The organism is Pararhizobium capsulatum DSM 1112, from assembly GCF_030814475.1.
In the GTDB taxonomy this organism is placed as follows: Bacteria; Pseudomonadota; Alphaproteobacteria; order Rhizobiales; family Rhizobiaceae; genus Pararhizobium; species Pararhizobium capsulatum.
Genome location: NZ_JAUSVF010000002.1, coordinates 380656 through 403722, shown reverse-complemented (window position 1 = coordinate 403722; position 23067 = coordinate 380656). Strand labels below are relative to the sequence as shown.

Sequence of the window (23067 nt, the reverse complement as noted above, 5' to 3'; positions counted from 1 at the left end):
GCAGAACCCTATTACTTCGGTTCGTCCATGACCCTCGGCACCTCGAACGTGCCGGCTTTGATCTCGGCACGCTTGGCTTCCATAGCAGCCTCGGCTTCCGCCGGCGCCACGCCTTTGACGAACACGATGTCGCTGCCGCCCTCCTTCATCAGGCCGTAGCTCGTGTAATCGCGGCCTGTCGGTTTTCCAGCAGCAATATCAGCGATCGCGGCGTTGAGGATCGGGCGGAAATTCCAGAGTGCGTTGGCGAAGACCGTGTCGGGATAGCGCGGCGTATAGTCGATGAGCGAGCCAACCGACTTGATGCCGCGCTCCTTGGCGGCATCTGCCGTGCCGATACGTTCGCCGAACAGGATGTCGGCGCCGGCATCGATCTGGGCAAGGCCTGCCTCGCGCGCTTTAGGCGGATCGAAGAAGGTGCCGATGAAGGTCACCAGATGCTTGGCGTCCGGGTTCACCGCCTTCACGCCCTCCGCAAAGGCATTGATCAGCATGTTGACCTCAGGGATCGGCATGGCGCCGACGGAGCCGACAATGTTGCTTTTGGTCATCTTGCCGGCCAACATGCCGGCGAGGTAGGCGCCATCAAAGTTCCAGGTGCCGAACACCCCGAAATTGTCGCCTGATTCCTTCCCGCTTGAGCCCATGACGAAAGCGGTTTCCGGATAGTCAGCCGCCACTTCGCGGGCCTGCTTCTCGACGGGGAACGTCTCCCCGATAATCAGTTTGGCGCCCTGTTCCGAATATTCGCGCATAGCACGGGGATAGTCTGTTCCTGACACTCCCTCGGAGAAGACATATTCGATTGTCCCCTCTGCTGCTGCATCCTGGAGTGCCTTATGCAGCACCGAATTCCAGGCGTTCTCTACCGGAGAACCATGGATGCCAGCGACCTTGATCGGTGTGGCGGCGCGGACAGAGGGAATGAATGCGGATGCACTAAGTGCGAGACCCGACGCAAGAACGCCGCGTCGAGACATGATAAGCTTGCTGGTCATTTGATCTGTTCCCCAGTTTTTACCAACTGGTGAAAATTGTTAGTTGGTGCCTAATTTGAAGTCAAGGATACGGCGTGCATAGAAATTGAGCGCGCGGCCTTTCCGGCGCCTATCCCAACATCTGCATCGACCCCAGCCCCAGAATGTCGTTTAGCAACGCGATCCCCATCCCTACCGCCACGATACCGAGGCCGATCAGAAACAGTCGCCGCGAGCGGTCGTACTTTTTCGCTATCAAGGAATCTCGCGCTAGCAGGTCAGCGAACACTTTCACCTGGATCGCGATTCCGAAGGTTAGAAACAACATCGGCGCGATGTCTATGCGACTCCAGTCGTTGGGATTAGAAACCCAGCGAGCGATGAAATTCAGCGAGAAGCCGAGAATGATCCCCGCCGCCGTCAGCGAGCCGTTGCGGAAAGTCGCGTCGATCTTCTCCTCCGGGTCAGGCTCGGACATCCGGTTTCTCCCCACAACGTTTCATCAATGAAGGACAGAAATGATCCAGATGGGCAAGGCCTCTGCGTTCTTCGCGTTTGCCGGTCACGAGGGGATAACTTGAGCGGGTTTCTCATCCGCTCATTTCGGCAGGTGTCGACCTCGATTCAACACCGGAGCCGAAGGGAGGAAGACAGCCGTGTCACCGAAAACCGCGCACCGAGACGACGACGCCAAAAGAATCAGCGGAGAGATACTTGAGATTTCCGCGAAAAGAGACCGTGTGCAAGCCCCTAACCCGCGGGAATATCGACATTACTTTCCGGGTTGTGGGACCTTGAATATCAACTGGTCCCTGGTGGAAAGAGAGACGAACCCCTCACGTGATCTTGCCGCGCGCAGCGACCGGCCAGATGTCGGTCACGGTGTCGCCCTCGACGATATGCACGGCATCGACCATGTTGGTCACCACGCAGGCATGGTTGGGCACGACCCGCACACGATCACCGACGGAAAGAGCGATCGGCCCGGTGGTGACCAGCCGTCCATGCTCTTCCGACAGTTGATCGATGGCGATATCCGGGCGGCCCAGCACATGGCCAAAGCCGGTCTGGCCGAAAAGGTCTGATGTCAGCGTCTTGGAACCGGCATCGATAATCGCCCGGTTGGCCGCCGGAACCGAAACCACAGTTGCGAGAACCGTGAGCGCGCAGTCCTCCCACGCGCAGGCGCCCCGGGCGACAAGGGAGCGGTCGTTATAGACATAAGTGCCGGGTCGATATTCGGTGGCGATGGGGGCGAGGGCCGCTTTCATCATCGATGGCGTGCCGCCCGACGTTATGACGGGCACATCGATGCCGGCCGCTTCGAGGAAAACTTTCGCGCGGCTCATGAAGGATTGGACGGCGCGGGCGCCGCCTGTCGGCGGAAAGGTCATGAGGCCGCCAAAGATGAGGCCTGGTGCCGCGGCAATCCGCTTTGCAAGCTCGGCTGCGGCCTCCGGCGTGGCGACGCCACAGCGATCGGCGCCGGTGTTGCATTCCACCAGTACGGTAAGTGGCTTGTCTTCTTCGGCAAAGGCGGCGGATAGGCCGTCGATGACCTTGGCGCTGTCGGCAACGACACTGAGTGTCACCTTCTTCGCCAACGCCGCCAGATGCGCGAGCTTTTCGTTGCCGAGGATATTGTAGGTAATCAGCACATCCTTGATCCGGTCGCTACCCGCAATCATCGCTTCGGCCTCGGAAACCTTCTGGCAGGTGATGCCGATGGCGCCGGCGTCGAGCTGCATTTCCGCAATCGCCGGCAGCTTGTGCGTCTTGATATGCGGGCGCACTTTCAGGCCGTGTTTGTCGGCATAGGCCTGGAAACGGTCGATGTTTCTTCGCGTCAAGCCGAGATCCACCAGCACCGCCGGTGTGTTGACGTCTGCAAGTGCCGTTTTCATTCCGCTCTCCAATAAACGCGAAGCAAATCAGTCGGATAGATTGCTACCGGAAAGGCATATCGCGCCTTGGTCGTCGCTGGCAAGATGCGCGCTGCCGGATAGTGTTACCCGGCCGCTCAAGTCGCAACCGCATTGGTACGCCGCCACTGCAGCGGCGGCATTCCTGCATGCTGCAGGAAGAAACGGGAGAAATAGGCCGGGTCCGAAAACCCGAGCCGATAGCCGATCGCCTGCACCGGAAGCCGGGTGAAGAGAAGTTCGCGTTTTGCTTCCTGCAGCAGCTTCTCTTCAATCAGCATATGGGTGCTGCGCCCGGTCGCAGCCTTGACGATACGATTGAGGTGGGTAGGCGAGAGGCCGATAGCGGCCGCATAGAAGGAAGCCGGCTTATGATCCCGAAAATGCTGGTGGATAAGCTCGGCCAGCCGCTCCATGCGGCGTTCGTTCTCTCCGGCGCACGACTGGTTGCCATTATCTGCGTGCATGCCGGCGGCAAGCCGCAGGACAGTGGTCAGATAGGCGGCACAAAGCTCGGCCGGCGCATGTCTCTGGCTGGCAGCGTCTGCAAGTCGGCGCAAGGTTTCTTCGATGTAGCTGCCATCGACGCTCTCGGTAAGCGCCGTCACCCTCGGCTCAGAAAGCCAGGCCGCGAAGGTGTTTCGGCCGGAAGGCCCCATCTGCAGATGTGAGACGAGGATCGTGAAGACGAAACCATCGATATCGGACGAAAAGCGAAACCCATGGCGGGCATCCGGAGGCACGGTGACGATGGTTCCGGGGGAAAGTGCATACGCCTTTCCGCCGAAAACGGCGTCGCCGGAACCTGCGGCAATGTACAGGATTTGAAAGAAGCTGCGATGCCGGTGCTCGGAAATTTCCCAGCGGTGCAGGCTACTGCGCGACGGTATCGTTTCGCAATGCAACCAAAACTCGGAGGATGGGCGGATTTCCTCGCCGTATAGGTCGTAGGTTGGAATGGCCGGCACTGGATGGAGATTATTTGGCATGTTCAAATTGTGCAATTCGTTGCCGGATTTGTCCATGGCGATGCAACGTCCCGAAGCGCACACTTGCCCATATCCTGCACCTCGGGAGGAGAATGTGCGCACTCAAGTCTGTATCATCGGCTCAGGTCCGTCTGGTTTGCTCTTGGGGCAATTGCTGGCGAGAGCCGGCATTGACAATGTCATCGTCGATCGTGTTTCCAAGGAGTATATCCTCGGCCGCGTCCGCGCCGGCGTTCTGGAGGCGGGGACGGTTGCCTTGCTTGAAGCGGCAGGCGCTGGCCAACGTATGCGCGCCGAGGGGCTGCCGCATAACGGATTTTCGCTGGCCTTCGACGGTCGCGACCATCGCATCGATCTCAAAGGTCTCACCGGCAAGGGCGTGATGCTATGGCCAGACCGAGTTGACCCGCGATCTGATGGCGGAGCGGGAAGCCGCTGGCTGCGTCACCATTTACGATGCCGCCAATGTCCGCCCGCATGATTTCGACGGCACCTTCCCTCATGTCACCTACGAGCGCGATGGTGTGAGCCAGCGGATCGACTGCGATTTCATCGCCGGATGCGACGGGTTCCATGGCATCTCACGAAAATCGGTGCCTGAAGGATCGATCCGCAATTTCGAACGCGTCTATCCCTTTGGCTGGCTGGGCCTGCTCGCCGACGTGCCGCCGCTCGATCACGAACTGGTCTATGCCAACCATCCGCGCGGCTTCGCGCTCTGTTCTATGCGCTCGCCGACACGCAGCCGCTATTACCTGCAATGCCCGCTTGACGAAAATGTCGAGCGTTGGAGTGACGACCGGTTCTGGGACGAACTGCGGCGCCGCCTGCCCGTCCATCATGCCGAAGCGCTGGTAACCGGGCCTTCCTTTGAGAAGTCTGTCGCGCCATTGCGTTCCTTCGTCGCCGAGCCGATGCGCTTCGGCCGGCTTTTCCTTGTCGGCGATGCGGCCCACATTGTCCCACCGACCGGCGCCAAAGGCCTCAATCTTGCGGCAAGCGACGTTCACTACCTCTATTCCGGTCTGCGCGAACACTATCAGGAAAAGTCCGTGGCCGGCATCGAGGCCTATTCCGGCCGGGCGCTCGTCCGCGTCTGGAAGGCTGTGCGTTTCTCCTGGTGGATGACGACCATGCTTCATCGTTTTCCCGATGCCAGCGATTTCGACCAGAAGATTCAGGAAGCCGAACTCGACTATCTCACCCATTCGCGGGCAGCCGAGACCGTGCTCGCGGAAAACTACGTCGGCCTGCCTCTCTGAAGGTATTTTCAGACGCTGCGGAATTCCGTCCAACCGCTCCATTGGTTTCCATCGGAGCGGTTTTGTTTTCGGCATCTGGGTAATCCGCCCGCAATCTGACGGAGGATTGCTGGTTTCCATGAGTTCTGCCGCGCGATACATTGTTCGCATGATGCAGTCGCGGCAAACTTTTGGTTCGTTTGTTCTCGATTCCGCTTCCGGCGTGTTGCGGCGGAACGGTAAGCCCGTTGCACTGGGTGGTCGTAGCCTGGCTCTTCTCAAAGCGCTCCTCGACGCCGGAGGAGGGATTGTCTCCAAGTTGGACCTGATGGAACGGGGATGGCCCGGTTTGGTCGTCGAGGAAGGCAATCTGACCGTGCAGATTGCGGCCCTGCGCAAGGCGCTGGGCCCGGCACCGGAAGGGCAGGAATGGATCGCGACGGTGCCGAGGATGGGCTATCGCCTGATCCGCGCGTCCTCTGCGTCAAATGAGTCCGACAGCCAGTTCCCTGTGCTGGCCGTTCTTCCCTTTGCTAATCTTAGCGGTGATGTGGACCAGGATTACTTCGCGGATGGTATCGTGGACGATATCATCACGGCGCTCAGCCGCTTCAAGGATTTTTCGGTTATCGCCCGCAACTCCGCTTTCGTTTACAGGGAGCAAAACCGCGACGTGCGGCAAGTGGCGAAGGAACTCGGCGTCCGGTACGTGCTCGAAGGCAGCGTCAGGCGGTCGGGGAACCAACTCAGGATAGCGGCACAACTCATCGACGGTGGCAGCGGCGCTCACCTGTGGGCAAAGAAATTCGACGGTACCCTCGATGACGTGTTCAACTTCCAGGATCGGATTACCGAGAAAGTCGCAACGGTTGTCGAGCCGCATATCAGGATGGCGGAAATCGAGCGCTCCCGCAGGGAGCGGCCAGGAAGCATGGCAGCCTACGATGCGTACCTGCGCGCCCTTTCCAAAATCCTGGCGGAAACGGTGAGTGAGAATGCACTGGCATACGCGATGCTGACCGAGGCTCTTGCGCTCGAACCCGACAATGCACACCTGCTCGCCCATGCCGCTTGGGCGCTGGAACACCGCGTTACTATGGGGTGGCCGGCGATCGGGGCCAATGACCGGGAAAAGTGTTTCGAATTGGCCCGGCGCGGGCTGGAGAAGGCGGCCGGCGATCCTACGGTGATGGCACATTGCGCGATGGCACTCGTGCAGGTGGCAAGGGAATATGATTGGGGAATGGCGGTGCTCTCCGCAGCACTGGACTCCAATCCTAACAACATGCTGGTCGTTACGTCGGCGGGTGTGGCGACCCTTCATTGTGGAGAGGTGGCGAGCGCATTGGCCTTGTTCCAACGTGCGAGCAGGCTCTCGCCGCGCGATCTCCTGGCGCACATATCGCAATGCGGAATGGCGCACGCGCAGATAATACTCGGCAACTATGAGGAGGCGTTGACGTGCGCCACCCGGGCCCTCGCCATCAATCCGAACTTCGATCCGATATATTGGATGCTGACTGCCGCAAACGCGCATCTTGGACGCATGGCAGAGGCTCATCACTACCTTGGCGAACTGGTAAGAATAGCCCCGGACGTTACAATCGCCAGCATTAAGTCCGGCCAGCCCGCCAAGGACCCGAGCCGCCTCGCGGCCATCGTCGAGGGCTTACAGCTGGCCGGTCTTCCCGAAGACTGACGGGTCGCTCGTTGTTTTGGGACATTTTGGAACTTTTAATGCCTTGTTTGAGGACATAAATCGCTTGTTTCCCGAGAGTACTCCTTACAGCGCAGATCAGCGCGGACCGTAAGGAGATTTCGCGATGCTTACACCCTTGACCATCCTCTCTCTCGACCAAGGCAAAATCTATTTACCACCGCCCGATCGTTTCGGGGACGGCATGGTCGAAACTTCTATGCCGCTCGTGCGCGCCAGGAATCCTGGCCGAAAGTTGGCCCCGTGGGAAAAGGCTAAAAACGTCGTTCGCCTTCTGAACCAACTGTACGCCTCCACGGCCGGTCGCGGACGCCGGGCGATGACCTCCGGCCTTTTGGCAATGCGGCATTTAAAGGGACAAGAACGACAGGGGTGAACGGAAGCATTTTGATTGATAAGGGACCTACGAAAAAGGAGCGCCCCGCAGGTTGGTCTAATGAGGTTCGGAGAGGGCAAACTAACTTCCGCGTCTAGCCGATAGAATTGCGCCGACAACAGCCACCGCCTTTTCAGGAACGCGTGGCGGTTTCCCCTTGGTGAGGAGCCTGGATCAATCTCCAGCCGGATTGTCGCTGGCCACGTGCTAGAGGTTCTTGGTTTGCCTCTAGTTTCTTTTGTTTCCGTATGTCTTTTCGGGAAAACCGGTTCCCACTTTTCCCTGACAAACTCTGGCACGTGGACGGGGTGGTCCTTGAGGCCGATATGGCCCGGCCATAAAAATCAGGCCGCCAGCTTTCGGTAGTCCATGTCATCGAGATCGGCGATGAGCCCTGGGCCAGTAGGGTTCCATGCCAAAATTCGACGGGTTTTCGCGCTGGACGCCGGAAAATCCAGACCAGCGAACATAGACATCCAACCGAAATGGTCGGCGGCCTGTTGGCGAGAGATGGAGGCCACCGGCATTTTCAGGCCGCGTCCGACCGCCCCTGCAATCTCGCGGGATGTCACACCTTCCTCGCCGACCGCATTATAACGCGCACCAGGCTCGCCGCGTTCCATAGCCAGTCTGTAGAGCAGAGCCACATCGTTAAGATGTCCGGCGGGAAAGCGATTGCTCCCATCGTCCACGTATGCGGATATGCCTTTTGCCCGCGCGATGTCGATCAGCGGCGAGATCAGCCCCTGCTTGACCGTATTGTGGACCTGGGGAAGACGCATGACCGAAACATTCACGCCGGCGTCAAGCAGTTCGTTCCCAGCCTGCTCGGACGCAACACGCGGATTCGGATGATCAAAATTGGTAACGTCCTCCAAGGCAGGTTGGCCGAGTTTGGCGTTTCCAAGCCCCGTTCCCGAAGTGATAACCAGCGGGCGGTTCGATCCCTTAAGCGCCTCCCCCATCGCCCCGATCACACGACGGTCCTTTTCGCAGTTTTCCACGAAACGCGAAAAATTGTGGTCGAAAGCGGTATGGATTACCGCGTCAGCGTTTTCTGCTACGGTTCGGACACTATCTGGCTCTTCAAGCGTCCCGCGATTAACTTCGGCTCCTGCCGCTTCGAGCGTGCGGGCAGCCGCGTCAGAGCGGGCCATCCCGATGACCTGATGACCTGCCTTGAGGAGTTCGGAAATGACAGCCGATCCAATGAAGCCGGTCGCACCAGTCACAAAAATACGCATAGGATATCTCCTTGTTGAAGAGCTTCCATCATTGCGATAGTATCATGCTGGTAAAGTAGTGATCTTATCCTATGATAATTATCAACTGGATACTCATGGTCGAAACCAACCAACTGGGGGCATTTCTCAGGGATCGCCGCTCCCGACTTGACCCGGCGACCTTCGGCCTCTCCGGCCGGAGACGAACGCCTGGCCTCCGACGCGAGGAGGTTGCACAGCGCGCGAACATCAGCCCGACCTGGTACACTTGGCTGGAACAAGGGCGTGGCGGCGCCCCGTCTGCGGACGTTCTTAACCGTATCGCAAACGGATTAATGCTGACAGAACCGGAGCGAGAACACCTGTTCATGCTCGGCCTTGGTCGACCACCAGAAGTTCGGTTTCGCTCTGTCGAAGGCATCAGCCCACGTCTTCAGCGGCTCTTGGATACGTTGGAAGTGAGCCCAGCCTTGGTGCGGACTGCCGCCTGGGATATCGTTGCCTGGAACCGGGCAGCCACTGTCGTCATGACGGACTATGATCGTCTCGCGGTCGGCGACCGCAATATTCTGCGGCTTCTGTTCCTTAACCCGGCGGTCCGAATGCATCAGCATGACTGGGAAGCGATGGCGCGATTTGTTGTTGGAGCCTTTCGTGCCGATGCCGCGCGTGCGGGAGCGACTTCGGAGATCGCTGATCTCGTTGAAGAACTCTGTGCGACCAGTCCGGAATTCCAAGCCCTTTGGCGCGAGAACGAAGTCATCGCGCATGGTGAGGGAACAAAACGGTTGAAGCATCCTATCCTCGGCGATGTCGAACTCGAGTATTCCGGCTTCGCAGTGGATGGCAGACCCGACCTCAATTTGGTGATCTATAATCCGATTGATCCCGCCGTGGCGGACCACATTCGGCTGCTCATACGGTCAGAAAGCTGACATCGTACGTCCAACACCGCACCCTACCCGGAGGCCTGGATGACTGAGGTCTTGCTTTTTCACCACGCTCAGGGGTTGACTGAGGGTGTGCGCGGGTTCGCCGATGACTTGCGGGCCAGCGGTCATATCGTGCACACTCCGGACCTATTCGACGGACGTATATTCCAAAGTATCAATGAGGGTCTGGCCTACATAGGGGAGATCGGATTCGACGAAATGAGGGAGCGTGGCGTCCACGTCGCCGACGAATTGCCCCCCAATCTCGTCTACGCTGGGTTCTCGTTCGGTGTGTTGCCGGCGCAGAAGCTTGCACAGACACGGCCCGGAGCTCGCGGAGCGCTGCTCTTTTACTCCTGCCTCCCTATCAGCGGCGAGTGGTCCTTTGGACGCTGGCCGGACGGCGTGTCAGTCCAAATTCACGGCATGGACAACGACCCGTTTTTCGTCGCCGAGGGCGACATCGAGGCCGCCCGCGAGATAGTGGACAAGGTCGAGAACGCGGAGCTTTTCCTGTACCCGGGCGATCAGCACTATTTCGCCGATAGTTCGCTACCGTCCTTCGACGCAGATGCGACCGCATTACTTACCGTCCGCGTGATCGAGTTCCTGGATCGCGTCTGATCCATTTGCGCCTTGGTTGACCGAAATCCCCAAAGGTGATCCCGCAGCAACACTACGATCTGAACTATTGTCAACTTACCATCGCGAGAGCCGATGCTGTCCCTCTGCCGAGAGCCGCCATCGCCTCTTCGTGAGAGCATGCCGATTTGGACCTACTGATCTACATGGATTCGTAACTCTTAGAAGGGAGGTGTGGGTGAGGCCGCTTGGAAGTGCTCACGTAGTGTCTCCGTTTCGTACTGATGGCGGTAGAGGCCGCGTTCGCGCAGGATTGGCACGAGTTCATCGACGATCACATCAAGCCCGTCTATCAGCCGATCCGGCTGCAAATTGAAACCGTCGATGGCTCCGGCATGGAACCAATCCTCGATGTGATCGGCGAGTTGCTCAGGCGTGCCGACAAATCCGGCATGGCCCGACCCGGTATACCGCGTCTGCTTGAGGTAGCTGCGCACAGTGGGGTTCGTCTTGCGGATCTGCGTGATAATCGATTCCCGAAAGCCGATACTGCCGAGGAAACTCTGGGCGTTGCCGATAGGCGCGAGTACCTCCTCGGGAAACGGTTCGTCGAGCTCGAGTTTCGAGGCGTCGAAACCGATCGCCTGGGACAGCCAGCCGATCGAGTATGACGGCGGACCGGCATCGTGGATTTCGTCGCTGCGGCGACGTGCTTCCTCCTCGGTACTGCCCAGGCTCAACAACAGGCCCGGAAGGATTTTGATGTCGTCAGGTGAACGACCATTGCTCCGTGCGAAACCTTTCACGAGGCGGTAATGCTCGATTGCCTGATTTTTCGTAAGTTCGGCCGCGAAGACGCCCTCAGCCGCACGACCCGCCAGTTCACGACCCTGCGGCGAACCACCCGCCTGAAAGATGACGGGGTGGCCTTGTTTGGACGGCGGTACGCGCAAGCGTCCATCGATATCGAAGAACCCGCCATGGAAGTGCACGTCGCGACCCGTGGCCGCCGACGCCCATAAGGCCCGCACGACATCGACAAACTCGTTCGCACGCTCATAGCGGTCGTCACGGAAGGGGATATCCGGCATGCCAAAATTGCGCGCTGCGGGAACACCGCGAGTGGTGACGACATTCCACGCCGCGCGACCACCTGTTTGATGATCGAACGAGAGGAAGCGCTCGGCAAGCTCGAAAGGATCGTTGAAGGTTGATGACGCCGTGGCCACCAGCCCCACCCGTGAGGTTGCTGCTGCCACATGGCCCCAGTTTACCGTCGGCTCCAGCCGGATCGGATTGGCGTCGTAGGCCGGATCGCCCAGCAACGGGCCATCCGCAAGGAAAATGGCATCAAGGGTGCCGCGCTCCGCGGTCTTGCCGAGATTTTCCCAATATTCCGGGTCAACGAATGCATCTTTTTTCAAGTGCGGTGTCTTCCATGCGGCGGGAAGATATCCCAACACCAATGCGTTGATTCCGAGGAGGACGTGGCCAGTTCGTTTGTTTGTCACGGGGAATGTCTCCGGTGTTGTCTACAAAGAGACATGCGGTTGCGGCACGGGGAAAGCGGCCCGCGCCGTGGACGGCAGCGGCGCTGGTAGAGAAAGGTTTAGCGTGGCGCGCAGTGACCCGCCGAGCGCAGAGGGAACGAAGCCGTCGGCAAGCCAACGTTCCGCGGCATCGAGCAACTCGCTCACCGATTGCTCGATGCCTGCGCGGAGCACGATGCCTGCAAACTGACCGACTGGCGGCTCCTTACCCAACGCGACCACGGGGACAGAGCCCGCGGCACCGAGGATGAGTTCGATCGGCGTGTCATCACTCGTCGGCGGCCTGTCCGTCGCCGTTTCGGCATACCACGCGATTACTGACGCGCCGGTTTCCGGCGCGGGCGCGTTCAACGGCCCCGCGATGGAGAAGCTGTTTTCGATATCCACATGTAAAATACGGTTCGACTCCACCAGAATGCCCGTCTCACGGTCGCCGATGATGGAATCGTAAGGCCAGCTCTGCTCAAGAGCGCGCACCGCGCGCGCCGTGTCGTAAGCCGTCTGTGCATTGAGGGGCGCGCCCCCGCCGAGCCCGGCTCCACCCCAGGCTGGGGCATCCTTCGGACCCTCTGGCGCGTAGGCATCCCGCACGCCGATCAGCAGTCCACTACGACCACCTGACAGGTGGGCAAGCGAAGCAACCCGGCGGGCGATGTTATAGGGGTGGTCCCGCTGCGGCGACGCGGCAATGAGGAAGCGTCCACGCTTCGTGGCGCTGGCCAGCGTCGCACCGACGGCGCTACTCGAAAGCGTGACCGGCGCCGGTGCGCTGCCATCGATGCGGTCTATGCCCAGCACGCTGAACGCAACCGGCAAGGCATCCCAGCGCTCCAGCAACTGATGATTTGTGGTGAGTTCCACCAGATGCGGTCCCGCAAGGCCAAGCGCAAGATAAGGTTTCGTCATCATGCGTCTCCTCAGTTGCCTTGGCCGCCGCGGCCAAGGCGGGCAACGCTCGACACGGGCGAATTGTCGTTCACCAGGTAATCACCGAGGATGCGAGCCTTGTAGGCGACCGGGTTATGGGACGCGAGCGTGCGCGCATTGCGCCAATGGCGATCGAGCGCTGTTTCCTCCGACGTCGCGGACGCGCCGAGGGCACCGAAAACATGCGTGGCCGCGTGGAGCACCCCGTCAATGATTGCGAGCTGTGCCTGTGCCACAGCCACTTCGCCGTCGATGGCGCGCTTGTCGCGCAAAGCGACGTCGCCGTCGGCATGGGCGGCAGCGATGAGATCGAGCGCGCTGGCGGCACGGCGCAATGCGGCCTCTGTCGAGAAGACCCGCACTGACACCTCACCGATTACCTGCAACAATTGTGGGTCGAGTGCCGGGACCGGGTTGAGACCTTGCGGGTAGTTGCGCCCACGCGCCTTGAGCGCCTTGATCCCGTCACGCAGGATCGCGCGCGTGATGCCGGTGAGCACGGCCAGCAGTGCCGTCTGGTAGAAATGCCCCTGGTAGACCACACGCTCGCTCGCCGGAAAGACGTCCCCTTCGTGTGCGACCGCATCCTGATACGTCGCACTGCCGCTTGCCGTGGTGCTCTGGCCAAATCCTGGCCAGTCGTCGGTGAGGACGACGCCCGATTGGTGACGGCTTACCAAGGTGGTGATGAGCGAGCCGTCTTCGCCTTTGCCGATCACGTCGAGCCAATCTGCGTAGAGGCTGCCGGTGGCATAGAACTTCGCACCGGTGACTTTGTAGAGGTCGCCTTCCCGGGTCACCGTCGTCTTGATGTTGGCATAGGTTCCGTTGTTGGCTTCCGTCCAGCCACCGCCAATGAACTCGCGGTCCCGGAAGCGCTGGAACCAGCGATCGTTGGTCGGTGACGGCCGCGCGTTGAGACGGTCCTCTATAAAGGCGAGGTGATTGCGCCAGACGTGAGCGACGTTCGCATCCGCCTCCGCCAGTAGGGCCAGCAGGTAGTAGGTCTGCTCAAGCGAAGCGCCCCAGCCGCCGAACTCCTCGGGTACACGCACCAGAGAAAAATCGGCATCCTTCAGCCACTGCACCTGCTCGAAAGGGAATGTGCGATTGCGTTCGCGCTCGACATTGCCCTCGGCAATCCGGTCGAAAACCGGCTGAAAGCGCTCCACGAGAGCTTCTTCCTTCGCTGTCGCAGGGCGCAGATAGGTCAGCGAAGTCGGGGCGGTGGTCATTTTTGTTCTCCTGAATGCTGATACGTCAACAGTTGTGGGGCATATGTGAATCCGGGTTTGTGCGATCGCGGTTGCGTCGGAGCCTGGAGTTTGCTGGCCCAAGAAAGGGATGATTGGATCGTGTGAATTGCTCAGTTTCGATTGGCTGGATCACGCCACTGCGCGACAAGATCGACGGCAAGGGTTGTGATGATGAAGGCGGAGGCGGCAAAGATGGTCGTGCCGATGACGACCGGGAAATCGGCCTCCAGCGCAGCGGCAATCGCCATGCGGCCGACCCCATCCAACCCGAAGATCGTTTCCGTCACGATCGCCCCACCCATGATGGTGGCAAGTTCCAGCCCGCCCAGTGTCAGTATGGGATTGAGGGCCGATTTCAGGGCATGGGAAAAATAGATCCGGCGCTCGGGGACGCCCTTCGCGCGGGCCGTGCGGATGTAGTCATGCCCCAGCACGTCGAGCATGCTGGCCCGGACCATGCGCTGGAAAATCCCGATCTCGGCAATTGCCAGCGTCGCCCACGGGAGCGCCAGATGCCGCGCCCATTGCAGCGGGTCTTCGCTCAAGGGAACGTAGCCGCTGCTCGGGAACCAGGAAATGCCGTGGTTCGAGAACTGGAAGAAGAAGAAATAGGAGATCAGGATGCCGCTTAGGAAAGTGGGAACCGAAAGACCGACATAGGCGAAGAAGGCGAGCACATGGTCGATGAGACGGCCTTGCCAGCGCGCCGCGACAACTCCGGAAATGACAGCGATCACCATCCAGATCACTAATGCGCCGAGCGCCAGCGAAAGTGTCACCGGTGCCTTTGCGAGAATAAGGTCTGTGACGGGCGCCTGCTTGCGAAAGGAAAACCCGAGAGCTGGCGGCCAGTGCATCAATCCCATCGGCGCGCCCTGGATGTCGGGACCGCGGAACAGGTAATACCATAGCTGCAGGTACCAGGGTTCATCCAGGCGAAGCGCACGCGCGACGGCGTCGATCGACTCCTGCGTCGCATTGCGCGGAGCAAGCATCGCAGCGGGATTGCGGTACGCGATCCGGGTGATGAAGAACGAGAGCACAAGAACGATGACCAGCGTCGAGATCGAGCGCAAGACAACGGTGGAGAACTGTTTTGTCATGGTCTCAGGTCCGTCTGCGATGGGGATCGAGCACGTTCCTTAAGCCTGCGCTCAAGGTGTTGAAGCCGACCACCGTCAGAAACAGGGCAAGTGCCGGGCCAGCCAGAAACCACGGCTGATCCTGATAAAGGGAGGTCCGCTGCGCTTCAGCGATCATATTGCCCCAACTCGGCATCGGCGCCTGGATGCCGACGCCCAGGAAGGAAAGGGTCGCCTCCGCCACGATATTGGCGGGTAGTTGGACGGCCCAGTAGACAAAGACCGTCGGCAGGATGTTGGGCAGGATGTCGAACCAGATGATCCGCGCCCATGACGCGCCGATGGTGCGCGAGGCCTCCACCATCGGGCTGGTGCGCAACTCCAGCACGAGCCCGCGCGTGAGGCGTGCGAAATAGGCCCAGGAAAACAGGGCAATGATGGTGATGACTACGACGACTGGCGGGACGATCGGCTGTCCGGTTCCGCCGCGATTAAGGGCCAGAAGGCTGAGTGCCGTCACGATGAAGGGAAAGGACAAGGCAACGTCGATGCTCTGCGAAATGATGCGATCCGTTCGGCCTGCGAAAAAGCCGCTGACGAGGCCGACCGCCGTACCGATGATCATCGCGATCGTTGTCGCCGGGATGCCGACGATCAAAGAGACCTGCGCCCCATAGAGGGTTCTGACGAAGACATCGCGGCCGTTGCCATCGGCTCCGAGAGGAAATTCGAGCGTAGGGCCAATGGGCAATCCCATTTCATCGAGCGCGGTATCCTCGAACTGCTCCATGGGGCCGTGTCCCAGCAGATTGCTGACCAATGGCGCCGACAACGCCGCCAGCAACACGAAACCGACGAGGATTGCGCCCGTGCGCACCGCCCTTTCGCGCCAAAGACGCTTCAGAAGCAGTATTGCCGACGACGGCGACGGAGCGGAGACCGCCAGCACGACGGGGGAATGAATTGTGTCAGCCATAGATGGCATCCTCAGGCTCCGGCTCTGCGGGTAGACGCTTGCGTCCCGGTATGGAGGCAAGCAGCCGGCGGGTATAGGTGTGAACCGGGCGTTCGAAGACCTGCTGCGTGCGGCCCGCCTCGACGATCCGGCCTTGTTCCAGCACGATCACCCGGTCGCAGAGCTCGCCGACGACGCCAAGATCATGGGAAATGAACAGAAGGGACACGCCGAGCTTGTCGCGAAGGCGGGCAAGCAGCTTCAGAACCTTTGCCTGGGTGGTGATGTCGAGGGCGGAAACCGGTTCGTCGGCAACGATCAACGATGGGCGCAGCGCAATCGCCCGCGCAATGGCAACACGCTGCCGCTGACCTCCGGACAATTGCGACGGCAGTCGATCCAGAATGTCTTGGGGGAGTTCCACATCGGCGACAAGTTGCCTCACGCTCTCGCGCAGGTCCGCCTTGTCGATAGTGCCATGAATGATGAAAGGATCAGAAAGAATGGCCTCGACTCGCCGCCTCGGATTGAGGCTGGCATAGGGATCTTGAAAGACCACCTGGATCGATTTGCGCAAATCGCCCTGCAAGAGGCCACCGCGAGAACCCGATCGGGAGTACTCAGCCCCCTTCAGGCTGATGCGACCAGCGTCAGGCCGGTCGAGCCCGGCGATCAGTCTTCCTATGGTTGATTTTCCCGAGCCCGACTCGCCGACAAGACCGAGAATCTCGCCTTCCCCGATGGTGAAGGAGACATTGTCGAGCACAGGGCGGGACCCGAAGGAACGCGCGACATCCTGCACGTCGAGCAAAGGACGAGGCGCCTCCCGAACTTTAACGGTAGCAAAGGCCTTCGGGCCGCCGAGGCGCGCCGCGCCCAGCAGTTCCCGGGTGTAAACCTGCCGTGGCCGGAGATAGATATCGGCTGCGGGCGCCTTTTCGACGACGATGCCATCGCGCATCACGACAACATCATCGGCAATATCGGAGACCACAGCGAGATCGTGGCTTACGAAAATCAACGCGGTTCCATGCTCTTCCTGCAGGCGCTTGAGAAGGTCGAGGATCGCCGCCTGAACGGTGACGTCGAGGGCCGTCGTCGGCTCGTCTGCGATAATCAAGCCGGGATCGAGCGCGATGGCGATGGCAATCATCACCCGTTGGCGCATGCCGCCGGAAAGGTGACGCGGGTAATCCGAGAGCCGCGCTAGCGGGTCGGCAATACCGACATCGTCGAGAAGCGCGAGCACGCGCTCGCGCTTCTCCCTTGAGCTTATTCTCTGATGGACCGAGATCGCCTCGCCGATCTGATCACCGATCGTCTTCAAGGGGTGCAGGTTGCTCAGCGGGTCCTGGAAGACGAAGCCGATCTTTGCACCGCGAATTCTGCGCAAGTCCCTATCCGTTAGACCAAGGATCTCCTGGCCACGGTGCAGAACGCTGCCCTGGACGGTGGCGGAACCGGGCAGAAGCCCGGTTGCACCCAGAAGGCTGGCGCTCTTTCCCGATCCCGACTCGCCGACAATCGCAAGTGTCTTGCCGGCTTCGACGCCAAAGGAGACGCCCCTCACCGCCTGAACCCCGCCAAAGCGCACGTGCAGATGATCTACGGAGAAAACGGACATTGCGCTGCCCACCTCAGTTCTTCAGCGCGATGTTGGTAATGTCGGCCTGCACCGCCAGCGAAGACCATACCCAGTGACTGACGCGGTCCGAGGTAATGGCGATCTTGCGCTTTTCGAAGAGGGGGATCCAGGGCAGGTCCGTCGAGACGATCTTGTCTGCCTTCGTCCAGAGCGGGGTGGGGTTGTCAGACGGATAAGCTTCGGCGGCGAGCTTGTTCAACTCGGGATTGCTGTAGCAGATCGCATAGACGTTTCCGGGACCGCACGGCGCTCCATCCGAATTCAGCCAGCCACCCAGAAGCATGCGTGTGCTTGGACCCTGCCAATCGGGTGAAAAGCTTGCGTTCAGGAACAGGTCCCAACGCGATTTCGGGTCTTGAACATAGGCGCGCCACTCGCTGGCAGGCACGGGGATGAGGTTCAGCGTGATCCCAGCAGCCGCCAGATCTTCCTTGAGAGTTACGGCAATGGTTTCCCCTTGCGCGTTGGTGCGATAGAGCGCGTCGAACGTGATGCCATTGGGATAACCAGCCTTGGCCAGAAGTTCCTTGGCTTTTTCCGGATCTCCCTTGTTGCCCTCGGTTGGATAGGGGTCGAATTGCTCGTAGCCGGAAATCGTCGACGTGATGATCTGCGACAGCGGTACGGCCGCGATCGGCCCACCCTGTGATTGAACCAGATGGGCGCGATTGACGGCATACGACAAAGCCTGACGCACTTCGGGTTTACGCAAGGCATCAATACCTTCACTGGCGACATTCTTCTGCGCGTTTATGGTGATGAAGTTTGCCGAGCCGCTGTTCGTCGCATGCAGAAACGGGCTGTTTTCCGATGCATACTGCCGGATGGTGCCACGTGGCGGAGTATCGAGATAGAGCGAGAGGTCTGCTTCGCCGGCCTGGATTTTCTGAACAACCGCGTCTTCGCTGTTGGCGGTGAAATCGACATGGATCTCATCGACATAGGCCTTGCGGGCTTCGTCCGATTCGGCCTTGAAGTTCTTGGCTTTCTTCAAAACCAGCTTCTGCCCCTGATCGTAGGAGACGACATAATAGGGGCCGCTCGACGGCAGATTCTTGCGCGATTCCAATGAATCTGGGAAGTATTTGGATGCGATTTCGGACGCGACCGGCGACACGAAATTCATCGAGAGAATATTGAGGAAGTCGTAGTTTTTGGTGTCGGAACGGATCACCAGGGTCTTGTCATCCGGGGCGGAAACGCCGGAAATTTCATGGCTATCGATGAAGGCCTTGCTCGCCGCCAGATCTCCGGTCGGCACCTTGGAGAATTCCTTGCAGTAATCGACAAAGCCGGAGAGCACGAGATTGAAATAGTTGATCGCCGCCACCTGCTTGTTGGGGTCGCAGAAGCGCTTTATGCCATAGACAAAATCACCGGCAACGATCGGGCGTTCGGTAGAGCCCGAGAAGAAGATGTCGTTCTTCAGGTGAAAGGTGTAGGTCTTGCCGTCAGGGCTGACATCCCAGGACTTGGCCAGATCCGGCACCAGGGTCGTGTCTTCCTTGAGGCCGATAGACGAACCAGGATAGGTGACGAGCTGGCGTGTCGTCGCACGCAAAATTTCCCAGGATTCAATACTGTAGCCGGTGAGCGGATCGAAAGCGTCGAGATCGGATTCAAGCGAGGCAATGCGCAGCGTGCCACCGAATTTCGGCTCATCAGCAAGTGCCGGGGCGCAAAGAGCGGTGTAAGCCGCGAGAAGAGGAACGGCGGCCCGCTTGGCGGATCGCAAAAGGACGTTAACATGCATAGGGAATTGCCTCGGTTCGGTTTAGTTACATTATTTCTATAGTTTTTATAGGCTATTGAAACGCGGCAACGTTCCAATTTCGGCCGCAGCAGGAGAAAATAAGCAGTCGAAAATCCGGTTTCGCCAGAAAATCGATGCGTTTCGAGGCTCGTACCCTGCGAGAGGCACGCCAGATCACCAAAAAAGCGATCTCTCTCGCAACCAGCCAATTCCGCGTGAAAGTAGAGAACGATTTTCCTCGAAAAATCTGTTTTTAGAACGGATTGCCCACGCCAAGCGTCAGATCTCGTAGCATAAGTCTATTAAATTTATAGACTATGGATCAACCGATGGCTTTGAATGGACTTTCGATTAAACCTGCTTTGCGGCTGATGGATGCCCGGCTCCAGCCGGCACGCCCACTTCCAGCCGACGGGAACACCTCGGCATGAGTGGCAAAATCCATCTTCACTGGTATCTGCCGACGAATGGCGACAGCCGGGGCCTGACAGGCTCGGGAAATGACAGTCATCTGGTGGAATCGTCCGGCGGCTTCCGCGCACCGACCCTCGCCTATCTCGGCGATGTGGCACGCGCTGCGGAAGCGCAGCCTTTCCACGCTGTTCTGACCCCGACCGGCACATGGTGTGAAGATGCCTGGATTACCACGGCCGCTCTTGCCCAAGAAACGGAGCGGCTGAAATTCCTCGTTGCCTTCCGGCCCGGCCTGATATCGCCGACGCTGGTCGCCCATCAGGCGGCAACCTTTCAGCGGATGACGGGCGGGCGGCTGCTTCTCAACGTCGTCACGGGTGGCGATCGTTTCGAGCAGGCACGTTTTGGCGACCACCTGGATCATGATGCCCGCTATGAGAGGACGGAGGAATTTCTTTCGGTGGTGCGTGGCGTGACATCGGCGCCGGCCGACCAGCCCTTCTCTTTCAAGGGCAAACACTATGACATCCGCGACGCGAGCATCGATCCGGCACCGTACGAGCTGCCTCAGATATTCTTCGGTGGAGCGAGCCTGGCGGCTCTGGAGGTCGCAACCAGCCAAGCCGACGTCTATCTGGTTTGGGGCCGTCCCCCGGCGCTCGAGGCTGAAAATATCGCAAAGCTGAAAGCACGCGCTGCCGCCAAAGGCCGCTCCTTAAGCTTCGGCGTGCGCCTGCATGTCATTTCACGCGACACGGAGGGTGAAGCCTGGGCCGTGGCGGACAAGCTGCTCGCCTGGCTCTCACCAGATCGCGTGCGAAAAGCCCGGGATCTGCTCGCCAAATCCGAATCCGTCGCCCAGAGCCAGATGTCGGCCCTGCATGCGGATCGCGAGAGCCTGCCGACGTCGGCGCGTGAGCTGGAAATCCACCCCGGCCTCTGGTCCGGTTATGGCCTCGTGCGCGGCGGCGCAGGCACGGCTCTTGTCGGCAGCCATGCGCAGGTCGCCGATCTGATCGAAGCCTATCACGGCGTCGGTTTCGACCACTTCATCCTCTCCGGCCAGCCTCATCTTGAAGAAGCCTGGCATTTCGGCGAGGGCGGCGCAGCTATTCTCAAGGCGCGGGGCCGTCTCGCTCCAGTATCCCCTAGATCATAAGGAAGAGCTCATGCCATCGCTCTCGAAAATTTCCCCCGCCGACGGCTCCCGCCTGGATATACGGTTTCTGAATGGTGACGCGGACCGCCGCAAGGCTTTTGCCGTCTTTCGGCAGGCGTTGCTGGGAATTGGTGATTTTGGTCGCAACAGCCCTGAAACCGAGGCCCGATTTCTGGCGGAAGGCAACCCGCTTGGCGGCTTCGAGGATGACATCCTCCGTGGGGTCGTCAACGGCTACGATTCCTATATCACCCTGCCCGGCGGTCGCCGCGTGCGGCATCTCGCCGTGACCCATGTCGGTGTCTCTCCCGACGCGACGCGACGTGGCATTGCACGTCATCTTCTCGTCGAACAACTTCGCCGCGCCCGCGCGGAAGGCTATGTCGTCGCAGGCTTGAGGGCATCCGACACCGGCATCTACGGCCGATACGGTTATGGTGTCGCCTCATGGTCTGTCCAGCATGAACTCGATCTGACCCGCGCCGAACTCGCCGTCGCCACGCCACGCGAGGGACTTCGCATTGTCGATGCCTACGAGAGCTTCCCCTTGTTTCGACAGATTGCCGATGCCGATCCAAAGCCGCGGGCCGCAACGCTGTCGCGCTGGGATGGCTGGTGGGCCATACAGGAGTATCGTGCGGCCCATGGCACCACGCCCCACCACGCTGTCGTCTTCGGCCCCGAAGGCAATGAGCTTGGTTATTTGCGCTTCCACATTGAGCCTTCCGACAACTGGTTCACGTCATCGCGCCGCACCGTGATCATCGATGACCTCATCGCGCATGATGACGAGGCCTGGCGGGCCCTGATTGGTCATCTCTTCGCGCAGGATATCCTGCATCGCGCAATTTTTCCGTCCCGGCCGGTCGATGATCCGTTACCCTTGCTTCTGAATAACCCGAGAACACTGGAAATATCCGGCCTGCGCGACGAAAGCTGGATACGGCCCCTCGACCTCGAAGCCCTGCTTGCCGCCCGCCCCTTCGGCGGGACGCGACAAGTGTCAATTGCTGTTGACGATGATGTATTCCCTGACAATGGGGGCATATGGTCTCTCGGTCCCAAGGGTGCGGCGCGAGTTGGCGAGCGGCCGGAAGCTCGTATCGCAATCGCAGAGCTGGCCGCGCTGATATTCGGCGCACACCCAGCGTCACTTCTGGCGGCATCGGGCCGCATTCAGGCATCCTCCTCCGAAGTCGCAGAAGAACTAGACCGGCTATTCGCTACCAGCCACCGCCCTCATTCGGGTATCTCATTTTGAGGTGTATGAACTGTCGCCTGTAGCTCGCACGCTACTGGAACTCATCCGTCGATCGTCCGTACAGCGGCGACGGACATGGGAGGCTCGTAGCGTCACATTGGAGGGAGCTTCGAAGCGGTACCAGCCCGGTCGCCCGTGCCGGTTCGTGAAGCGATCGGGTGCTGTTGGCTCTTTTTTTATCCGCTTTATGAGATCCGAGATGCCGACACACCTGATAAACACTACGATGGTTCAGCGGCATAGGCACAGAGTGCGGGATTTTTGAACGCTCATCTGCGTCATGGTACCGAGATCTGCCGCTACCTGAAACTCGTTAAGGCGTATCCCCGCCGCCGAGAGAGAAATTTCTCTGGTAGGTTGCGCTGATCAGGAGTGTTGCAGCCTCGGACGCGCGTGTTTCATCGCGCGCTTCAATGGCATCGATGATTGCCTCGTGCATCTTCAGCGAATGCTGAAGGCCTCCGAACGTCTTCAGCGTCTTCGGAATGCTGATGGTCAGCGCTGCGCGGATGACGGAGGACACGGGCAGGAGGAACCGGTTGTGAGCGGCCTGAAAAATCTGCAGATGAAAGCTGATATCGGCTTCGATTGCCGCTTCCGCCGTCGCATGCTCCTCAGTCATGTGTGAAAAAGCAGCTCTGATCTGCGCATATTCCGCGGCAGAGCCTCGGCGTGCGGCAAGGCCTGCGGCCAGGGGCTCGACCGCCGAACGAATTTCGAACAGTTCTTCCGCCAGCGCGTCCTGGTCATCGGCACCGCCCTGCCAGGCCAGAACGACAGGATCGAGCGTATTCCAGAATTCCGGGGACCTGACGCGGGTGCCAAGGCGGGGCTTTGCCTCGATAAAGCCCTTGGTCGACAGAATTTTCAACGCCTCTCGCAGCGTTGTGCGACTGACCCGTAGACTGGTCAGGAATTCGGATTCCTTTGGAAGAATTTCGCCGACCTTGAGTTCGCCAAGCGTGATCCGCCGGCCGATTTCGCCGGCAATCTGCGCAGGCAGTCCTCGGTCTCCAAGTACAAAGGTCTTCATCCGTCATCCATTTCGCGTGGTTGCGTCCCAAGTCATAAGGCAAGCGCAGACGACTTGCACCTGTCACCTAGGC

General features: G+C 59.7%; 19 protein-coding genes and 1 pseudogene. 7 read left to right on the top strand and 13 right to left on the bottom strand.

What is annotated here, in order from left to right; genetic code table 11:
- Positions 1–11: 11 nt before the first annotated feature.
- The 4 genes from QO002_RS22285 to QO002_RS22270 all read right to left on the bottom strand — a co-directional run bounded on the left by QO002_RS22285 (position 12) and on the right by QO002_RS22270 (position 3888).
- A complete protein-coding gene (locus QO002_RS22285; RefSeq protein ID WP_307233917.1) occupies positions 12–998 on the bottom strand; it encodes a BMP family protein in 987 nt (328 codons plus the stop codon).
- 109 nt (positions 999–1107) lie between these two features.
- Positions 1108–1455: a hypothetical protein gene (locus tag QO002_RS22280; protein ID WP_307233915.1), complete on the bottom strand. Its 348-nt coding sequence runs from the start codon at positions 1453–1455 to the stop codon at positions 1108–1110.
- Positions 1456–1813: 358 nt separating this feature from the next.
- Complete coding sequence (locus tag QO002_RS22275; protein ID WP_307233912.1) at positions 1814–2881, bottom strand: D-TA family PLP-dependent enzyme; 1068 nt, start codon at positions 2879–2881, stop codon at positions 1814–1816.
- A 116-nt stretch (positions 2882–2997) separates the two neighbouring features.
- On the bottom strand, positions 2998–3888 hold the full coding sequence (locus QO002_RS22270) for a helix-turn-helix domain-containing protein (protein WP_307233910.1): 891 nt from the start codon (positions 3886–3888) through the stop codon (positions 2998–3000).
- Positions 3889–3982: 94 nt separating this feature from the next.
- On the opposite strand from QO002_RS22270, the pseudogene pobA reads away from it, so the two are divergent.
- The 3 genes and pseudogenes from pobA (at position 3983) to QO002_RS22255 (ending at position 7222) form a co-directional block, all read left to right on the top strand.
- Positions 3983–5150: pseudogene (pobA, locus tag QO002_RS22265) on the top strand (4-hydroxybenzoate 3-monooxygenase).
- Between the two features lie 148 nt (positions 5151–5298).
- Positions 5299–6828 (top strand): winged helix-turn-helix domain-containing protein, encoded by a 1530-nt coding sequence (locus tag QO002_RS22260; protein WP_307235016.1) that lies wholly within the window; start codon positions 5299–5301, stop codon positions 6826–6828.
- 124 nt (positions 6829–6952) lie between these two features.
- The gene (locus QO002_RS22255; RefSeq protein WP_307233908.1) at positions 6953–7222 is read left to right on the top strand and encodes a hypothetical protein; all 270 of its coding nucleotides are present in this window, start codon (positions 6953–6955) and stop codon (positions 7220–7222) included.
- A 344-nt stretch (positions 7223–7566) separates the two neighbouring features.
- Here QO002_RS22255 and QO002_RS22250 read toward each other — a convergent pair whose 3' ends face one another.
- The gene (locus QO002_RS22250) at positions 7567–8466 is read right to left on the bottom strand and encodes an SDR family oxidoreductase (protein WP_307233906.1); all 900 of its coding nucleotides are present in this window, start codon (positions 8464–8466) and stop codon (positions 7567–7569) included.
- Between the two features lie 95 nt (positions 8467–8561).
- Between QO002_RS22250 and QO002_RS22245 the strand changes: the two genes are divergently transcribed.
- Positions 8562–9380 carry a helix-turn-helix transcriptional regulator gene (locus QO002_RS22245; RefSeq protein WP_307233904.1) on the top strand — a complete coding sequence of 273 codons (819 nt, stop codon included), beginning with the start codon at positions 8562–8564 and terminating at the stop codon, positions 9378–9380.
- 39 nt (positions 9381–9419) lie between these two features.
- The gene (locus QO002_RS22240) at positions 9420–10001 is read left to right on the top strand and encodes a dienelactone hydrolase family protein (protein WP_307233902.1); all 582 of its coding nucleotides are present in this window, start codon (positions 9420–9422) and stop codon (positions 9999–10001) included.
- A gap of 179 nt (positions 10002–10180) precedes the next feature.
- On the opposite strand, the gene QO002_RS22235 is transcribed toward QO002_RS22240, so the two are convergent.
- From QO002_RS22235 to QO002_RS22205, 7 genes are all read right to left on the bottom strand, one after another.
- Complete coding sequence (locus QO002_RS22235; protein WP_307235014.1) at positions 10181–11422, bottom strand: LLM class flavin-dependent oxidoreductase; 1242 nt, start codon at positions 11420–11422, stop codon at positions 10181–10183.
- A gap of 69 nt (positions 11423–11491) precedes the next feature.
- Positions 11492–12418, bottom strand: coding sequence for an LLM class flavin-dependent oxidoreductase (locus QO002_RS22230; RefSeq protein WP_307233900.1), 927 nt, complete (start codon positions 12416–12418; stop codon positions 11492–11494).
- A gap of 8 nt (positions 12419–12426) precedes the next feature.
- Positions 12427–13671 carry an acyl-CoA dehydrogenase family protein gene (locus QO002_RS22225; RefSeq protein ID WP_307233898.1) on the bottom strand — a complete coding sequence of 415 codons (1245 nt, stop codon included), beginning with the start codon at positions 13669–13671 and terminating at the stop codon, positions 12427–12429.
- A gap of 131 nt (positions 13672–13802) precedes the next feature.
- Positions 13803–14795, bottom strand: coding sequence for an ABC transporter permease (locus QO002_RS22220; RefSeq protein ID WP_307233896.1), 993 nt, complete (start codon positions 14793–14795; stop codon positions 13803–13805).
- Between the two features lie 4 nt (positions 14796–14799).
- Positions 14800–15750, bottom strand: a complete 951-nt coding sequence (locus QO002_RS22215; protein WP_307233894.1) for an ABC transporter permease — start codon at positions 15748–15750, stop codon at positions 14800–14802.
- Positions 15743–17353: a dipeptide ABC transporter ATP-binding protein gene (locus QO002_RS22210; protein WP_307233892.1), complete on the bottom strand. Its 1611-nt coding sequence runs from the start codon at positions 17351–17353 to the stop codon at positions 15743–15745. The genes QO002_RS22215 and QO002_RS22210 overlap by 8 nt, the downstream gene beginning before the upstream one ends.
- Before the next feature lie 13 nt (positions 17354–17366).
- A complete protein-coding gene (locus QO002_RS22205; protein WP_307233890.1) occupies positions 17367–19127 on the bottom strand; it encodes an ABC transporter substrate-binding protein in 1761 nt (586 codons plus the stop codon).
- A 427-nt stretch (positions 19128–19554) separates the two neighbouring features.
- Here QO002_RS22205 and QO002_RS22200 point away from each other — a divergent pair, with 427 nt between their 5' ends.
- On the top strand, positions 19555–20700 hold the full coding sequence (locus tag QO002_RS22200) for an LLM class flavin-dependent oxidoreductase (RefSeq protein ID WP_307233888.1): 1146 nt from the start codon (positions 19555–19557) through the stop codon (positions 20698–20700).
- A gap of 10 nt (positions 20701–20710) precedes the next feature.
- A complete protein-coding gene (locus tag QO002_RS22195; RefSeq protein ID WP_307233886.1) occupies positions 20711–21961 on the top strand; it encodes a GNAT family N-acetyltransferase in 1251 nt (416 codons plus the stop codon).
- Positions 21962–22274: 313 nt separating this feature from the next.
- Here QO002_RS22195 and QO002_RS22190 read toward each other — a convergent pair whose 3' ends face one another.
- Complete coding sequence (locus QO002_RS22190; RefSeq protein WP_307233884.1) at positions 22275–22994, bottom strand: FadR/GntR family transcriptional regulator; 720 nt, start codon at positions 22992–22994, stop codon at positions 22275–22277.
- Between the last annotated feature and the right edge of the window lie 73 nt (positions 22995–23067).

What these genes read in the sequence shown, in the direction of transcription:
- QO002_RS22275 (WP_307233912.1), bottom strand. Translation starts at nt 2,881, where the DNA reads ATGAAAACGGCACTTGCAGACGTCAACACACCGGCGGTGCTGGTGGAT.
- QO002_RS22225 (WP_307233898.1), bottom strand. Translation starts at nt 13,671, where the DNA reads ATGACCACCGCCCCGACTTCGCTGACCTATCTGCGCCCTGCGACAGCG.
- QO002_RS22220 (WP_307233896.1), bottom strand. Translation starts at nt 14,795, where the DNA reads ATGACAAAACAGTTCTCCACCGTTGTCTTGCGCTCGATCTCGACGCTG.
- QO002_RS22210 (WP_307233892.1), bottom strand. Translation starts at nt 17,353, where the DNA reads ATGTCCGTTTTCTCCGTAGATCATCTGCACGTGCGCTTTGGCGGGGTT.
- QO002_RS22280 (WP_307233915.1), bottom strand. Translation starts at nt 1,455, where the DNA reads ATGTCCGAGCCTGACCCGGAGGAGAAGATCGACGCGACTTTCCGCAAC.
- QO002_RS22230 (WP_307233900.1), bottom strand. Translation starts at nt 12,418, where the DNA reads ATGATGACGAAACCTTATCTTGCGCTTGGCCTTGCGGGACCGCATCTG.
- QO002_RS22215 (WP_307233894.1), bottom strand. Translation starts at nt 15,750, where the DNA reads ATGGCTGACACAATTCATTCCCCCGTCGTGCTGGCGGTCTCCGCTCCG.
- QO002_RS22260 (WP_307235016.1), top strand. Translation starts at nt 5,299, where the DNA reads ATGATGCAGTCGCGGCAAACTTTTGGTTCGTTTGTTCTCGATTCCGCT.
- QO002_RS22205 (WP_307233890.1), bottom strand. Translation starts at nt 19,127, where the DNA reads ATGCATGTTAACGTCCTTTTGCGATCCGCCAAGCGGGCCGCCGTTCCT.
- QO002_RS22190 (WP_307233884.1), bottom strand. Translation starts at nt 22,994, where the DNA reads ATGAAGACCTTTGTACTTGGAGACCGAGGACTGCCTGCGCAGATTGCC.
- QO002_RS22200 (WP_307233888.1), top strand. Translation starts at nt 19,555, where the DNA reads ATGAGTGGCAAAATCCATCTTCACTGGTATCTGCCGACGAATGGCGAC.
- QO002_RS22195 (WP_307233886.1), top strand. Translation starts at nt 20,711, where the DNA reads ATGCCATCGCTCTCGAAAATTTCCCCCGCCGACGGCTCCCGCCTGGAT.
- QO002_RS22285 (WP_307233917.1), bottom strand. Translation starts at nt 998, where the DNA reads ATGACCAGCAAGCTTATCATGTCTCGACGCGGCGTTCTTGCGTCGGGT.
- QO002_RS22240 (WP_307233902.1), top strand. Translation starts at nt 9,420, where the DNA reads ATGACTGAGGTCTTGCTTTTTCACCACGCTCAGGGGTTGACTGAGGGT.
- QO002_RS22245 (WP_307233904.1), top strand. Translation starts at nt 8,562, where the DNA reads ATGGTCGAAACCAACCAACTGGGGGCATTTCTCAGGGATCGCCGCTCC.
- QO002_RS22255 (WP_307233908.1), top strand. Translation starts at nt 6,953, where the DNA reads ATGCTTACACCCTTGACCATCCTCTCTCTCGACCAAGGCAAAATCTAT.
- QO002_RS22250 (WP_307233906.1), bottom strand. Translation starts at nt 8,466, where the DNA reads ATGCGTATTTTTGTGACTGGTGCGACCGGCTTCATTGGATCGGCTGTC.
- QO002_RS22270 (WP_307233910.1), bottom strand. Translation starts at nt 3,888, where the DNA reads ATGCCAAATAATCTCCATCCAGTGCCGGCCATTCCAACCTACGACCTA.